This window comes from Nocardioides sp. (assembly GCF_050246775.1).
GTDB lineage: Bacteria > Actinomycetota > Actinomycetes > Propionibacteriales > Nocardioidaceae > Nocardioides.
In genome coordinates this window covers 1,046,522-1,060,719 of record NZ_JBFWVK010000001.1, presented here as the reverse complement: position 1 = coordinate 1,060,719, position 14,198 = coordinate 1,046,522, and the positions used below count along the sequence as shown (strand labels likewise).

At 69.7% G+C, this 14,198-nt stretch carries 11 protein-coding genes; 1 reads left to right on the top strand and 10 read right to left on the bottom strand.

Annotated features, from left to right (window positions below; translation table 11 throughout):
• Nucleotides 1–4 precede the first annotated feature (4 nt).
• Genes AB7I40_RS04985 through AB7I40_RS04965 form a run of 5 tightly spaced genes read right to left on the bottom strand, consistent with a single transcriptional unit; the run spans nucleotide 5 to nucleotide 5,835 of the window.
• Complete coding sequence (locus AB7I40_RS04985; protein WP_428343941.1) at nucleotides 5–916, bottom strand: alpha/beta fold hydrolase; 912 nt, start codon at nucleotides 914–916, stop codon at nucleotides 5–7.
• 10 nt (nucleotides 917–926) lie between these two features.
• On the bottom strand, nucleotides 927–2,111 hold the full coding sequence (locus tag AB7I40_RS04980) for an aromatic ring-hydroxylating oxygenase subunit alpha (protein WP_428343940.1): 1,185 nt from the start codon (nucleotides 2,109–2,111) through the stop codon (nucleotides 927–929).
• Nucleotides 2,083–4,011, bottom strand: coding sequence for a dipeptide ABC transporter ATP-binding protein (locus tag AB7I40_RS04975; RefSeq protein ID WP_428343939.1), 1,929 nt, complete (start codon nucleotides 4,009–4,011; stop codon nucleotides 2,083–2,085). Before AB7I40_RS04975 ends, AB7I40_RS04980 begins: the two co-directional genes overlap by 29 nt.
• Nucleotides 4,008–4,877 carry an ABC transporter permease gene (locus AB7I40_RS04970; protein ID WP_428343938.1) on the bottom strand — a complete coding sequence of 290 codons (870 nt, stop codon included), beginning with the start codon at nucleotides 4,875–4,877 and terminating at the stop codon, nucleotides 4,008–4,010. Before AB7I40_RS04970 ends, AB7I40_RS04975 begins: the two co-directional genes overlap by 4 nt.
• Before the next feature lie 4 nt (nucleotides 4,878–4,881).
• Complete coding sequence (locus AB7I40_RS04965; protein WP_428347926.1) at nucleotides 4,882–5,835, bottom strand: ABC transporter permease; 954 nt, start codon at nucleotides 5,833–5,835, stop codon at nucleotides 4,882–4,884.
• Between the two features lie 273 nt (nucleotides 5,836–6,108).
• On the opposite strand from AB7I40_RS04965, the gene AB7I40_RS04960 reads away from it, so the two are divergent.
• On the top strand, nucleotides 6,109–7,422 hold the full coding sequence (locus AB7I40_RS04960; RefSeq protein WP_428343936.1) for an NAD(P)/FAD-dependent oxidoreductase: 1,314 nt from the start codon (nucleotides 6,109–6,111) through the stop codon (nucleotides 7,420–7,422).
• Here AB7I40_RS04960 and AB7I40_RS04955 read toward each other — a convergent pair.
• Genes AB7I40_RS04955 through AB7I40_RS04935 form a run of 5 tightly spaced genes read right to left on the bottom strand, consistent with a single transcriptional unit; the run spans nucleotide 7,378 to nucleotide 14,154 of the window.
• Nucleotides 7,378–8,658, bottom strand: a complete 1,281-nt coding sequence (locus AB7I40_RS04955) for a PucR family transcriptional regulator (protein ID WP_428343935.1) — start codon at nucleotides 8,656–8,658, stop codon at nucleotides 7,378–7,380. The two genes, AB7I40_RS04960 and AB7I40_RS04955, sit on opposite strands and share 45 nt — an antisense overlap.
• A gap of 52 nt (nucleotides 8,659–8,710) precedes the next feature.
• Nucleotides 8,711–10,003 (bottom strand): NAD(P)/FAD-dependent oxidoreductase, encoded by a 1,293-nt coding sequence (locus AB7I40_RS04950; protein WP_428343934.1) that lies wholly within the window; start codon nucleotides 10,001–10,003, stop codon nucleotides 8,711–8,713.
• Nucleotides 10,004–10,029: 26 nt separating this feature from the next.
• Nucleotides 10,030–11,979 carry a S9 family peptidase gene (locus tag AB7I40_RS04945; protein ID WP_428343933.1) on the bottom strand — a complete coding sequence of 650 codons (1,950 nt, stop codon included), beginning with the start codon at nucleotides 11,977–11,979 and terminating at the stop codon, nucleotides 10,030–10,032.
• Nucleotides 11,976–12,905, bottom strand: coding sequence for an alpha/beta fold hydrolase (locus AB7I40_RS04940; RefSeq protein WP_428343932.1), 930 nt, complete (start codon nucleotides 12,903–12,905; stop codon nucleotides 11,976–11,978). Before AB7I40_RS04940 ends, AB7I40_RS04945 begins: the two co-directional genes overlap by 4 nt.
• Nucleotides 12,898–14,154 (bottom strand): M24 family metallopeptidase, encoded by a 1,257-nt coding sequence (locus AB7I40_RS04935; RefSeq protein ID WP_428343931.1) that lies wholly within the window; start codon nucleotides 14,152–14,154, stop codon nucleotides 12,898–12,900. The genes AB7I40_RS04940 and AB7I40_RS04935 overlap by 8 nt, the downstream gene beginning before the upstream one ends.
• Nucleotides 14,155–14,198: the final 44 nt, after the last annotated feature.

Here is a 14,198-nt window from a genome sequence, read left to right as displayed (position 1 = left end):
GGTCTCAGTGGCTGATGCTCGCTGGCCCGTCGTCGGGTGCTGCCAGCCAGCGGAGCACGTCGGTCTCGTAGTCGCGCAGCCAGTGGCCGGCGTCGGCGAGCTTGACCAGCTGCCCATGCCCTAGGGCTAGCGCCCAGGCGTCTCCATGGGCCGACGGAACCAGGACGTCATCGAGGCCATGGAGCAACAGCGTGCGGGCGGTCACCTCAGCCAGGTCCACGCCCCAGGGGTGGTGGAACAGGGCGAGGTCGTCGTCGACCCACCCGTCCGTGCCGGCACCCATCGACTCGGCGTACGTCGCCGCGTCCTCCACCTGCACCTCCCGGCGACCGAGGATCTCGACGTCGGAGCGGGGGAGGTGTCGCAGCCACGGCTCCATCGGGTCGATCTGGGTGATCAGAGGGGAGATGAAGTGCCTCAGGTCGGACTCGCCCGCGCGGGCACAGGCGATCTCGTGTCGTGTCTCAGGCAGCATCCCCGACGCCGGATCGAACCCGGGGAGCTCGTCGGGGCCGAGCCCGTTGAGTACAGCCAGCTTGTGCACCCGGGGACCCATGGCGGCTGCCGCGGCGAGGGCGAACGGCGCCCCCGCGGCCGTGCCCGAGAGGGAGAGCTCGGTGATGGCCAGTGCGTCGGCGATCCTCGACGTCCACTCCGCGGCGTCGCTGACGCGACGGTCCCGACGGGCGCCGGATCGGCCGTATCCGGGCCGATCGAACGTGATGACCCGGACTCCGGCCTCCTGCGGGGCGTCCCACCCGCCAGGGACGGCGAGGCTGCTCGAGGGCATGCCGTGGTGGTGGATCACGGGAAGGCCGTCCAGCGGACCCCAGTCACGCACGAACAGGGACCCTCCACCCGACAACGCGACCTCGTGGACGCGGGGCGCGGGCGTCGCCACCGGCTCGGCGGTCACCGGATGCCCGTCACAGACCGGCTGCCGCCATCATCGTGGCGTACGAGTGGTAGAACCCCGCGACGGACTGCTCATCGAGGCTGAGCGGCCCTGGTTCGAAGTCCGGCGAGGCGACGCCGCGTTGCACCGATTGGCAGAGCGCCCAGTCCTGCCGGTTGGTCTGGTCCCAGACCCGCTTCAGGTTCTCGACGTCGTAGTCGACCCCGGCCTCGGCCCCCGGCGCGACCAGCCACTGCACGCGCACCTCGGTGCGGTCGAACGACTTCGGCACGTCCATGAACACGATGCCGTAGTCGGGAGAGAACACTGACGCGAAGCCAGGCTTGAGATGCGCCGCTGCGGTGTACGGCGCCAGCCCGGAGCCGAAACGTCCCAGCAGCTGGCGCGATGCTGGCTGCCCGGTCATCGTCAAGGACACCGCGCCGGACCTGAGGGGGAAGGTGGCGCACTGCATCCGGCGGTCACCGGAGAACGTGAGCGAGAAGGAGTCGTCGTCGGCGACGAACGCCTTCATGTCGAAGGTCTTGATGAACTCCGGATGGTTGGCGTTGCAGTGATAGCACTCCTGCGAGTTCTCCCACACCAGCTTCCAGTTCGCTGCCACCTCGTAGACCTCCGTGTGGGCCACGCGGGCCGACGCGATGTCGAACGGCGCCATGAGCTCGTCGGGGGCCTCGAGCAGCGCACCAAGGTCGTCGACCTCGCCGGGGCTGTGGTTGACGAAGACCAGGCCGTTCCAGACGCCGGTGTGCACGCGCTTGAGGGGGTACTGCTCGCGGTCGAACCCCGCGGGCATCCGCGGTGCGCCTCGCAGTGTCCCGTCGGGTGCGTAGGCCCACTGGTGGTAGGGGCAGACGAAGTTGCGGACGTTGCCGCAGGGGGTGTCGACGATCAGCGTGCCGCGATGCCGGCAGACGTTGACCAGCCCGTGGAGCTCGCCTGCTCGGTCGCGGGAGACGATCACGCTCTGCCCGCCGACGTCGACGGTCAGAAAGTCTCCGGCGTTCGCCAGCTGCGAGACGTGCCCGGCGTACACCCACTGACGCTGGAAGACCGCGCGCATCTCCTCGGCGAACAACGCCGGGTCGGTGTAGAGGTCGCCGGGGAGGGCGAGTCCACGCTCCAGGTGGGCCAGCACCCGTTCGCTGACCCGCTCGGCGTTGAGGCTAGACGCTGCGATCGGCGTGACGCTCATCGGACTTCCTTTCAGGGGGAGGGACGGGCGCAGGGTCGACTGCGCCGTGGGTGTCGCTGCACGGCACCGGTGTCGGATGGCTGCTCCGATGGCCGGGAATGGCGGCGATCAACTGCCGCGTGTAGGAGTGCTGGGGGTCGTCGAGTACGTCGTCGGTGCAGCCGTGCTCGACCACGACTCCCCGGTCGAGCACGAGGACGCGCTCGGTCATCTGCCGTACGACGGCGAGGTCGTGGGTGATGAAGAGCATCGCCATGCCCAGCTCCTCGCGCAGGGAGCGCAGCAGTTCCAGCACCTGCGCCTGCACCGACACGTCGAGGGCGGCGACCGGCTCGTCGCAGATGAGCAACCGAGGGGCGAGGCAGACGGCTCGTGCGATGGAGACCCGCTGTCGTTCTCCCCCGGACAACCCCGCGGGAAGCCTCCCCGCGTAGTCCTCGGGCAGGTTCACCCGACGCAGGGCCTCAGCGACCTGGGCCTTGATGTCTCCGGTGCCGCCGCGCGCCTGCACCGCCTCGCTCAGGGCCCGACCGATGGTCAACGACGGGTTCAGTGAGGCATAGGGGTTCTGGAAGACCGGCTGGACCAGTCGGCGTACCTTGCGGGAGTCCTTGCGCGACAACGTGGCGAAGTCGCTGATGTCGGTGCCGGCAAGGGTGATGCGGCCGCCCGACGGGGTCGAGAGCCCCAGGATCGAGCGGGCGATGGTGGTCTTGCCGGATCCGGACTCGCCGACGAGACCGACAGCTTCACCCTGCCCGATGTAGAGGTCGACTCCCCGCAGGGCCTGGTGCGACTCGCGACGTCCCACGAGCGAAGCCGAGTGGTAGGTCTTGGTCAGGCCCTGGATCTCGAGCAGTCCATCGGCCACCGGTGCGCCGGGCAGCGACGGTCGGGTGTCGATCACCGGTTCCTCGACCAGCCGCACCAGCTCTGCTCCGATGTCGTGCACGCGCCGACAACGGCTGAGGTGGCCGTCCGCGACGAGAGCCAGCGCAGGGACGCCGCTCGTGCAGCCGTCCTGCGCCCAGTCGCAGCGGGCCGCGAACGCGCACTGGTCCTGGACGCTGTCGGGATCGGGCACCGAGCCGGGAAGCACATGGAGGTCTCGAGTCCACCGGTCGACCGACGGCTCAGCAGCCATCAACCGCGAGGTGTAGGGGTGCAGGGGCGTGGCCCGCACCACCGTGGCCGGGGCGTGCTCCATGACCTCGCCGGCGTACAGCACCATCACCTGGTCGCACACGTCGAAGGCGACGCGCAGGTCGTGGGTGATCAGGACGAGCCCCATCCGTCGGCTGGCCCTCAGTGAGCTCAGCAGCCGCAACACCTCGTCCTGCGTGCTCACGTCGAGCGCGGTGGTGGGCTCGTCGGCGATGAGCAGGTCGGGGTCGCCGGCCAGGGCGGCCGCGATCGCCACCCGTTGGAGCATGCCGCCGGAGAGCTGGAAGGGGCGCTTGCCCGCCACGAGCGGATCGAGCCCGACCTCGGTCAGCCGTCGAGCCACCTCGGTCTTGAGCTCCGCACGGGATCGACGACGGTCCTCGCGAAGGGTCTCCGCGATGGTCGCACCGACCGTCTGCACCGGATTGAGCATCGTGAAGGGGTCCTGCAGCAGGAGGCTGAGTCGGCGACCCCGAAGCCTGCGCATCGCGCGCTCGTCCAGGGCGTCGATGCGCTGCCCGTCGAACGTCACCTCACCCGTGCTCGACACGTTGTGGGGCAGCAGGGCGAGCACGGCCTTGACGAGCATCGACTTGCCGCTGCCCGACTCACCCACGACGCCGAGGGTCTCGCCGGCGCGCACGGTGAGGTCGACCTCCTTGACCAAGGTACGACGGCCCGAGCTGCCGTCGGCGAACACGCTGAGTCGCGCGACTTCGAGCAGCGGCGCGCTCACTGCTCGCCTCGCGAGGAGTAGCGATCGAACAGCCAGTCGCCCACGATCGTCGCGCTGGCCGTGACGGCGATGAGCAGAACGGCGGGGGCCATCGACATCGCCGGGTTGACCAGCAGCAGGGACTGGCCGTCGGCGACCATGGTGCCCCAGTCAGCGCTGCCGGGGGCGACACCCAGCCCGAGGAACGCCAGGGCCGAGAAGCCCACCAGGGCGCTGGCGAAGTCGAGGAGGAAGCTGGACACCACGGTCGGCATGATGTTGGGGAGCACATGCCGGCGCAGGATCCGCGGTCCGGACAGCCCCAGGGTGCGGGCCGCGTCGACGTACGGCTGCCGCACCTCGACCATCGTCACGCTGCGGATGATGCGCACGTCGCCAGGGAACGTCAGGAACGCCAGCACCAGGATCATCACCACGTAGCTCGGGCTGACCAGCCCCACCACCACGATCGCGATGAGGAGGGCGGGCAGGCTGTAGAGGAGATCGGCCGTCCGGGCGATGGTCGCGTCGATCCAGCCCCCGCGGTAGCCGGCCCACATGCCGAGCACCACCCCGGTCAGCGTGGTGAGGATCGCGACGATGAGTGGTCCCACCACCGCTGCCCGAGCTCCGGCCACGAGCATCGAGGTGACGTCACGACCGAGCTGGTCGGTGCCCAACGAGTGACCCGAACCAGGCGGCTGGGAGCTGAGGAGGGCGTTCTGTGCAGCAGGGTCGTGCGGTGCGAACAGGTCGCCGGTGATCGCGATGACCACCACGGCCGACAGGATCGTGGTCGAGACCAGCAGCAGGATCGGTGGGACGCGGCCGAACCTACCGGTGCGCACCGGAGCCAGCGTGGCCGAGTCGCCGAGCTGCACACTCATCTGCTCACCCCTGTGCCGGATACATGGTGCGAGGGTCGATCCACATCGTCAGGAGATCGACCGCCAGGGTGACCAGGACGACGAACACCGCGAAGACGAGGGTGATGCCCTGGACGACGGGGATGTCGGTGGTCTCGACCGCGCTGACCATCAACTTGCCCAGGCCCTCGATGGAGAACACCTGCTCGACGAGGATCGTGCCGCCGATCAGGTAGATCAGGAGCAGCCCTGTCACCGTCACCACGGGGACGGCGACGTTGCGCAGCGCGTAGTGGACCAGGACCCGTCGGCGACCGAGTCCGCGGGCGCGGGCGAAGGTGACGAAGTCCTGCCGCATGATGTCGAGCGTGACGGCCCGGGTCTGGCGCGCGACGATGGCGACCATCGTGGCGGCGAGAGCGACCGCAGGCAGGAACAGGTGTCGCAGTCGGTCGAGTCCGCCGTCCCCCGCGCCGAAGGCGGGGAACCACCCGAGATAGACGCCGAAGACGTACAGCAGGAAGATCCCCGTCGCGAACACGGGCGCGCTGAGTCCGATGACCGAGGTGGTGGTGAAGAAACGGTCCAGGAAGGATCCGCGCCTGATGCCGGAGATCAGCCCGAGCGGGACACCGACCAGCACCACGATGACGATGGTGAGCACGGTCAGCTCCAGCGTGACCGGGAGGCGTTCGGCGATCGCACTGGTCACCGAGGTGTCGGACTTGATCGAGCGACCGAAGTCGAAACGGGCGGCGTCGTGCAGCCACATCCCGTAGCGCACGAGCAGCGGGTCGTCGAGGTGAAACTCGTCGCGGACCTGCTGCACCTGCTCCGGCGAGGCCGGGCGACCACCGAGCACGGTCGCCACGAACGATCCCTTCGACAGGGACTGCAGGCTGAAGACGATGAAGCTGACGACCAGGAGCAGGAAGATCGCGAACACCAGTCGCTTCGCCACGAACGCCGTCGCCCGCACGCTCGCCACCTTCTCTCCGGTCGCTCTTTGGGCCAGTGAGGCCTGTTCCATCCTAGGAACAGCGGCCCCCGGTGGGGCCGGACGAAAGTCCAGAACGCCGCGTCCTGGCTGCTACATCTGTTCAACCCCTCCCACATCGGTGACGGGTGATGAAACGAATGACGGAAACAGGTGCCCGGGATCCCCTTCCTTGTCGATGGTGGCTCCAGCGGCGGTGCGGCAGCGTGGTCGCGGTCAGGATTCTCCGGACCACCGCAACGGGAGAGAGACCGTATGTCACGCCACTCCACCGACGCCGTCGTCATCGGCGCCGGCGTGATCGGGTCCTCGATCGCGCTCGAGTTGGCGCGCAACGGCCGCGAGGTGATCGTCCTCGACAGAGCCGGCGGCATCGGCCACGGATCGACCGGCGCTTCGAGTGGCATCGTGCGGTTCCACTACTCCTCCCATGCGGGAGTGGCATTGGCGTGGGAGTCCGTGCACGCCTGGAGCGACTGGGCAGGACACCTCGGACACCTCGACCCGGCCGGGCTCGCGAGCTTCGTGCGCACCGGCATCCTGGTCCTGGACCCGGCTCGAGGCGCGCCCGACGCGATCTCGACGCTGTTCGACCTCGTGGGGGTGCCGTGGGAGTTCTGGGACTCCGAGACCATCTCGCGCCGGCTCCCGCACCTGGACGTCGGGCGCTTCGGGCCCCCGGCGCCGATCGACTCCGAGGCCTTCTTCGCCGACCCCCACGGCCGCGTCAGCGGCACCTTCACCCCGGATGCGGGTCACGTGGGCGATCCTCAGCTTGCCGCGCACAACCTCGCCGCCGCCGCGGAGCGCCTCGGGGCCAGGTTCCTGCTGCGACGGGAGGTGCTGAGCGTCGAGGCGAGAGGGGTGCGGCGCTGGCAGCTGACCACGACCGACGGCGAGACGTTCGCGGCTGACGTGGTGGTGAACGCCGGCGGGCCGTGGTCCTCGGCACTGAACCGGTTGGCTGGCCTCGACGGCGACTTCGCAGTCAGCGCTCGACCACTGCGACAAGAGGTCCACGAGGTGAGCGCACCGTCGGGGTTCGATGGACCCGACGGCCGGGCCGGGGTGTCGATCGCCGACCTGGATCTCGGGATCTACGTACGCAGCACCGGGACCGGCCGCGTCCTGATCGGCGGCATGGAGCCCGAGTGCGATCCGCTGGAGTGGCTCGCCGATCCAGATACCGCCTCACCCCACGCCACCCCTTCGGTGTTCGAGGCGCAGGTGATGAGGGCGGCTCGCAGGTTCCCCGGCCTGGTGGTGCCCAATCGGCCCAGCGGCCTCGCCGGCGTGTACGACGCCACCGGAGACTGGACCCCGATCTATGACCGCACCCGGGCCGACGGCTTCTACGTCGCGATGGGCACCAGCGGCAACCAGTTCAAGAACGCGCCGGTGGTCGGCCTGCTCATGAGCCATCTCGTTGACAGGATCGAGGCCGGTCAGGACCACGACCGCGACCCGGTTCGGCTCACGCTTCCACGCACCGGATCGGTCGTGGACCTCTCTGCCTATTCCCGGCTACGCACCATCGACGCCGGTGCCCCTGCCACCGTGATGGGGTGAGTCACCAGCCGTGTTGGCGGGGTCGATGGCCCCGGTGAGACGGCCGACCTTGACGCCGAGGTGCAGCGCAAGCCGGTCCTGGCCGTCGGCCAGTGACATGCCGGTGAGCTGCTCGATGCGGGCGAGTCGGTAGTAGAGGGTGGCGCGGTGGATGTGGAGCCGCTTCGCGCTCTCCTGAACGTTGCCGGCCGAGTCCAGGTAGGTGTCCAGGGTCTCGACGAGCCACTGGTCGGCCTCGGCCTCGAGTAGGGCGCGCAGGCCCGGAGGGATGGCGACATCGGTGAGGTCGGTCAACGGCAGCTGTTGCAGCAGGCGGTAGATGCCGAGGTCCTCCCACGCCGAGACCGGTGCGAACTCCGGCACGAAACCGCAGACCTCGACCACCCCGCCGGCTCGCTGGAAGCTTTCCCGGGCGCCCTGGATCGTCGCCATCGCGGGACCGATGCCCACCGTGGCCGCGGTTGCCCCTGGGAGGTTCTGTCGCAGCTCAGCGCAGATGTCCTGCCCGACTTCACGCACGTGGGCCAGGGGATCCTCGTAGCGCCGGAAGGCGACCAGGACGTAGCCCTTCCCGCCGCTACGGGTGGCCACGAGGGTGCGTGCGTGGTCGAGGCGCCTGAAGCTGCGTCGCAGCACCGCTTCGAAGGAGAGTTCACCGGCCTCGGTGTCGAGGTGGTCCTCAGCGAAGGGAGCATCCACCACCACCACGCGGCAGCCGAGCTGCTCGGTCAGCCCGACGGCGTCCAGGTCGGCCTGCGACACGCGCTCCTCGCCCTGCTGGTCTCCGTTGAACAGGTCGAGGAGAAGCCGTCGTTCACGCTCTCGGTTGAGGTCGTCGAGGAGTCGGGCGCGGAACAGTATCTCCCCAGCCGCCTCTGCGGCCGCGACGCTGACGGCGATGTCGTCCTTGGTGAGGGTCTGGTCGTCGTCGATCAGCCAGAGATACCCCAGCAGGATGCCCTGGCAGCGAACCGGCACACAGAGCCGACCCATCACCTTGAGGTCGGCCCGACCCGGGATCCGCACCGGCTTCGTGGAGGTCTTGATGCCGAGGCCGAAGACGTAGTCGGCGATCTCAGCGCCGGCCCGCAGCGTCATGATCGACTGGATGCGGTGCTCGTCGACCTTCTCGTCGTGGGCCGTGTGCGCCAGCAGCCGGATCGACGGGTCGTCGATCGCGACCGCTCGATGCAGCCGCTCGGCAAGGGCCTCGATCACCGCCTGCAGTTCGCGCACTGTCACAACTCCCGGTTTCGCTGTGGGGCCGTGCCACCGAGCGTAGACGTCGTCACGCCGACGAGAACGGCTGGCCCATGGCTTCGGCGATGAACCCTCCAGCACCACGTACGAATTCCTGACCGACCGCCTCGGCGTCGGGGAAGTCGGTGGGTGCGAACCGGTCGAGGCGGTAGCCGGTGGCGTCGCACAGCGGCGTCTCGGACCCGGTGATCAGGTCGGCGAGCAGCCGACCGAGTCCAGGTCCGTGCGAGACACCGCTCTCGTTGTCGCCACCGACCGCCCACAAGCCCACGCACCCGGGCACCTCGCCGGCGAAGAACTGCCGGTCGACGGTGTAGACGGGCATGCCTTGGATGACCGCCGTGGTCCTTGCTCCGGACAGCGCCGGGAACGTGCCCGCCACGCGTTCGATGTCGGCAGTCATCGCCGCGACGAGATCATCACGGCGACGACGAGCAGGCTGATAGGCCTCCCAGTCGCCACCGAGTCGGTGCGCGGGTGCGCACCCGCGGGTGCTGCCCCAGGTGAAACCCCCCTCGGACTCCCGGATCCAGAGCGGGAAGTCCTTGGCTTGGATGGTGGGCATGGTGGGCGCGAGGCCGACGTCCTCGGTCACGAAGCGCGTCGCGACGAACGGCAGCAGCGGGAGCCTCCAACCGACCTGCTCGAGCAGGGGGTTGAGCCAGGCGCCCACCGCGAGCACGACGACGTCGCTCTGCAGGGACACCGGGCTCTCGTCCGCGGCGAGGCGCAGCTCCACTCCCTCGATCCGCCCGTCGGCGGTGCGGAGGGCGGCCACCTCCGTGTGCGGCCGGATCTCGATCCCCGCCTCGACCGCGAGCCGGGCCAGGTGCGCGAGCAGCAGTCCGGTCTCGAGCTGAATGCCACCAGGCATGAAGATGCCTCCGACGACACGGGCGGCGTCGACGGCACCTGAGGTGAGCTCCGACACCTCGCCGGCGTTGATCACCCGGGTGACCTCGGAGCGGACCGGGTTCGCCATGACCGCGCCCACGGTGGCATCCATGGAGTCCTGGTGGTTGAACAGCACGATGTTGCCGTTGCCGCGGAAGCGGAGCTCGACACCCGAGGCGGCGAGCGCGCGATAGAGGTCGAGGGAGTGCTCGGCGAGGGCCAGGCCGGCCGGCCCGAGATGTGGCAGCACGGTCGCCCACGGGGCGACGAACCCGGCCCCGGCCGGCGTGGTGCCGTCACCGACAGCACCGGCCTCGATCACGACGATCGGGCGCTCCGGCATCGCCTCACGCAGGTGCAGGGCCGTGGACAGGCCGATGACCCCGGCGCCGACCACGATGATCGGTCCTGTTTCGGTGGATCTCACATGCTCTCCTTCGGTGTTCGTCGAGCTCAGAGATAGGTCTCGAACCACTGGATCATCCGGGCCAGCTGGTCGGTGAGGGCGTCGGGAGCGCGCACGCCATGGCCTTCGAGGGGATAGATGGCCAGCCGGGTCGGAACTCCTGTCGTGAGCAGGGCCCGATGCAGCTGAAGTGCTTGCGACGCGGGCGTGGCCAAGTCATGTTGGCCGGCCGTGAGCAGCATCGGGGTCCTGATCCGCCGGAAATGGGTCAGTGGGCTGCGAGTGGCGTACTGCGAGGCCGGGTCGAAAGGATCACCGTCGACGAAGGCCTCGTCGAACTCGGCCAGGTTGCCGGTCAGGTGTTGGGAGCGCCAGTCAGTGACGGGGGAGCGCGCCACCGACGCGGAGAACACCTCCGAGCAGCAAGGCACCCAGGCCGCCAGGTATCCCCCGTAGCTGTTGCCCGTGATGCCGACGCGACCAGGTGTGGTGACGCCGTCAGCCAGCATCGCCTGGACCCCGGAGACGACATCATCGACGTCGGCACCGCCCATGTCGCCGATGACACCTTCGACGAACGCTTTCCCTCGGCCGACGCTGCCGCGCGGGTTGGGGCGGAGTACGGCGAACCCGCGTGCCGCCAGGAGCATCGCGTAGGGGTCCTTGCCGATCCAGCCATCGTGCCAGGCGGCGACCGGGCCACCGTGGATGTTGACGATGAGCGGGTGCGGACCGGGGCTCTCAGGGACAGTGAGCAGCCCCTCGATGGCGAGGCCGTCGCTCGAGGTCCACGTGCACGGTCTGGTCGAACCCGTGCGCGCCAGCACGTGGTCGGTGCCTGGCCCGGCGGACGACAGCACGGTGCGCGGACCGTGAGGCGTGACCAGGCTCAACACGGGAGGCTGGTCATGACGTTCGAGCGCGACGACGAGGTCCCCCTCGACCGACAGCCCACCCAGCTCCGGCTGGTGCAGACCGTTGGTGTCCTCGCCGGCCAACAGCTCGTCGTACGAGCCTGTCTCGACGTCGACGACGCCGAACACGGTCGTCAGGCCGCGCAGACCCACGTAGAGGATCCGGCGCTCGTCCAACCAGGCCTGGTCGCTGACGTCGACGCCTCCGAGGGCCAGCTCGAGGACCCCCGCGGGACTCGAGACGAACAGGGCACCGGCGAGCAGGCCACGGTCGCTGGCCGGACCTGCGATCACCGACCACCGGGCGCCGGACGGGTCGCCTCGCGGCTTCGCCAACTGGGCATCGGGGCGGTGCACCGCGACCGCCTCGCCGGTCTCGGTGCCGAGGGTGTGCAGGCCGGCGGCGTACCAGGCTCCTTCGCCGGCTGCGCGGCTGGCCAGCACGACCAGGCGGTCGGTGCCGAGCCAGCAGTGCTCCCACACGTTGAGGTCCGGGCAGATGCCGGTCACCGAGCCTGAGCCTGGTGCCCACAGGTGCAGGATCCGCCGGCCCCGCTCCGGGCTGGGTGAGACGAGTGGTCGCCAGGGCGCCGCCGCGGTCGGGGCCGCGACCACTCCCGAGCCGTAGACATCGGAGACCTCGGCACCGAACTGGGCCACCAGCACACCGAGGCGGGTTCCGTCAGGCGACCACGACACCGCTTCGACCGAGCCATCGACCCCCGGCAAGCGATGCACGACGTCCGGTGCGGCCGTGTCGCCGCCGATGTCGACGATCAGCGCCGTCGTGATCACCGACTCGACGGCGAGCAGGGCCAGCTGCTCGCCGTCGGGCGACCAGGCGGGCGAGTACGACGCCGCCAGCCCGAGCTCCAGAACCCGGCAGGTGCTGGAGACGAGGTCGACGACGGCGACATGCTGGGTGGTGCCGACCTCGTCGGAGACTCGCACGCTGACCGTGCACGCCACGATCGAGCGGTGCGGATGCGGGGCCACCTCGCCGAGGTCGACCACGCCCGGTTGGCGGGCGGCGGCGAACTCCGCCCGCACCCATTCCTCGATGTCTGCGAAGTCCTCGGTCATCGCCTGCCCGGCCCCGTCGAGCGCTCGTCGAGGACGAACGGTCGGTCGTCGCCGGCGGTCAGCCAGCGCAGCACCGCGGGCTCGACGTCGCGCATCCAGTGCCCGGCACCGGGCACCTTGACCACGACGCCGTGGCCGATGGCCGTGCGCATGGCGTCGCCGTGAGCAGCCGGCACCAGTACGTCGGCTGCGCCGTAGAGCAGCAGGGTCTCGGCGGTGGTGTCGGCGAGATCGACGCCCCACGCGCGGTGGAAGAAGGCCAGGTCGTCCTCGAGCCAGCCTTCCCAGCCGCCGCCCAGGGCGCGCTCGGTGTTGGCCTCCTCCTCGGGCACGACCTCGGGTCGGCCGAGGATCTCCTGGTCGGAGGGCGGGAGCTGTTCCATCCACTCGGCGAGCGGATCGTCACGGCCCATCAGCTCCTCGATGAACGGACGCAACGAGCTCTCGCCTGTCCTCGCCCGGCGCATCTCGTCCACGGTCTCCGCCGGCATCCCGGGCTCCCAGTCGAAGCCGGGCAGGCCGGCCGGGCCGAGACCGACCGAGACGCACGAACGAGTGATCCGGTCGCCGAGCGTGGCCGCCGCCGCGGCGACGTGCGGACCGCCGCCCGACGTACCCATCACCGCGAAGCGGTCGATGCCCAGCGCATCGGCGATCGCCGCGCTCCAGGCGCCGGCATCTCCCACCAGCCGCCCCGGGCGGTTGGGGGAGTCGCCGTATCCGGGACGGTCGAACGTCACGAGTCGCACGCCCGGCGGGACCCCACCCCAGCCGCCGGGGATCTCCAGGCTGCTGCTGGGTGTGCCGTGGTGATAGATCACCGCGGGGGCATCGGGCGGCCCGAAGTCGCGCACGAAGAGGGTGTCGCCCGTGCTCACCTCGACCACCAGCTCGGTGTGGCGGGGCAGGGTGGATATGTCAGTCATCGATCACCATCAGTGTGTGAGGCACCCGGGACAAGGTGCGCGGACCGTCTGCTTCCCAGACGACGAGGTCGACGAGAGCCAGCATGTTCCAGCTCTCGAAGTTGGTGACGGAGTTCTCCTGGATGACGCCGGTGACCGTCTCGTCCTCAGGGAACCAGAGGAACTCGTTGACCCAGTCGGCCGGAGGTGTGGTGATGCCCATCTCGTAGCCGGCTGCCGAGCCCTCGACCCCGGTGCCCGCGTAGTAGTCCTTCAGCGCGGCGAACAGGGTCTGCCAGGGGGTGCCGGCCCGTCCCACCCGACGCGCCACGTCGAAGGCCCCGGCGGCGATGGCGGTCAGCTCGTGCAGCTCGGGTGGCGGTTCCCCGATGAAGTAGGGCCGGGTCGCCCGGGCGTGGTAGCCGCCGTACGACGTCGATGCGTCGGCGTGGAAGATGCGACCGCGCTGGATGGGCTGACGAGAGCTGATGCGGTGGAGGTTGGGCATCGTCGAACCGACGGCGACGGTCTCGTGCAGAGCGGCCGGCTCGCCACCGGCAGCGACCGCGGCCGAGCTGTAGACGGCCCAGGCCTCGAGCTCCGTCATCCCCGGGCGAACCTGGTCCCGCAGAGCCAGCAGCCCGGCGTCGCAGGCGGACTGGGCTCGCTCCAGCATGCCGATCTCGGCGGCGGACTTGATCAGGCGGGCGTGCCGGGCCGCCAGCGTGACGTCGATGATGCGGTGTCCGGCGTCGGTCAACGCCCCTTCGATCGCCCGCGACACCGCGGGGCTGGGCAGACAGCTCCACAGCTCCAGGCCGATCGTCAGGGGACGGCTGGAGATGGAGCCGATCTGGTCGAGCAGGAAGGCGACGTAGGCCGACAGGTCCTCCTCGTGTTCCATGTCGCTGGCCAGGCACCTGACATCGGTGATGACGGAGGTGGCATGCACCAGGTCGAGGTGGTAGCCCGCCTCGATCATGAACAGGGTCTCGGATCCGGAGTCGATCACGGTGCACTGCGCGGGCGGCAGCTTGGTGGAGGTGTGCTGGCGGTACCAGCGCGAGCGGAAGCCATGCAGCCAGGCCATGGTGTCCGGTGCGGTCACGATGGTGATGTCCGCACCGGCCGCTGCCATCGCCGCACGGAAGCGGCGTTGGCGCTCGTCGTACTCGGCGGGCTCGAACCAGCGTTCGACGTAGGGGGGACCGAACAGGTCCTCGGACCGCTCGTCGATGAACCGTTGAAGATCCGCCGCTGACCTCGCCATCGCTCACCTCCTGTGTGTGGTGCCGGGCATCGGATCCCGTCGCT

Excerpts from the sequence above, each read along its gene's own strand:
- AB7I40_RS04935 (WP_428343931.1), bottom strand. The coding sequence starts at position 14,154 with ATGGCGAGGTCAGCGGCGGATCTTCAACGGTTCATCGACGAGCGGTCC.
- AB7I40_RS04970 (WP_428343938.1), bottom strand. The coding sequence starts at position 4,877 with ATGAGTGTGCAGCTCGGCGACTCGGCCACGCTGGCTCCGGTGCGCACC.
- AB7I40_RS04940 (WP_428343932.1), bottom strand. The coding sequence starts at position 12,905 with ATGACTGACATATCCACCCTGCCCCGCCACACCGAGCTGGTGGTCGAG.
- AB7I40_RS04945 (WP_428343933.1), bottom strand. The coding sequence starts at position 11,979 with ATGACCGAGGACTTCGCAGACATCGAGGAATGGGTGCGGGCGGAGTTC.
- AB7I40_RS04960 (WP_428343936.1), top strand. The coding sequence starts at position 6,109 with ATGTCACGCCACTCCACCGACGCCGTCGTCATCGGCGCCGGCGTGATC.
- AB7I40_RS04980 (WP_428343940.1), bottom strand. The coding sequence starts at position 2,111 with ATGAGCGTCACGCCGATCGCAGCGTCTAGCCTCAACGCCGAGCGGGTC.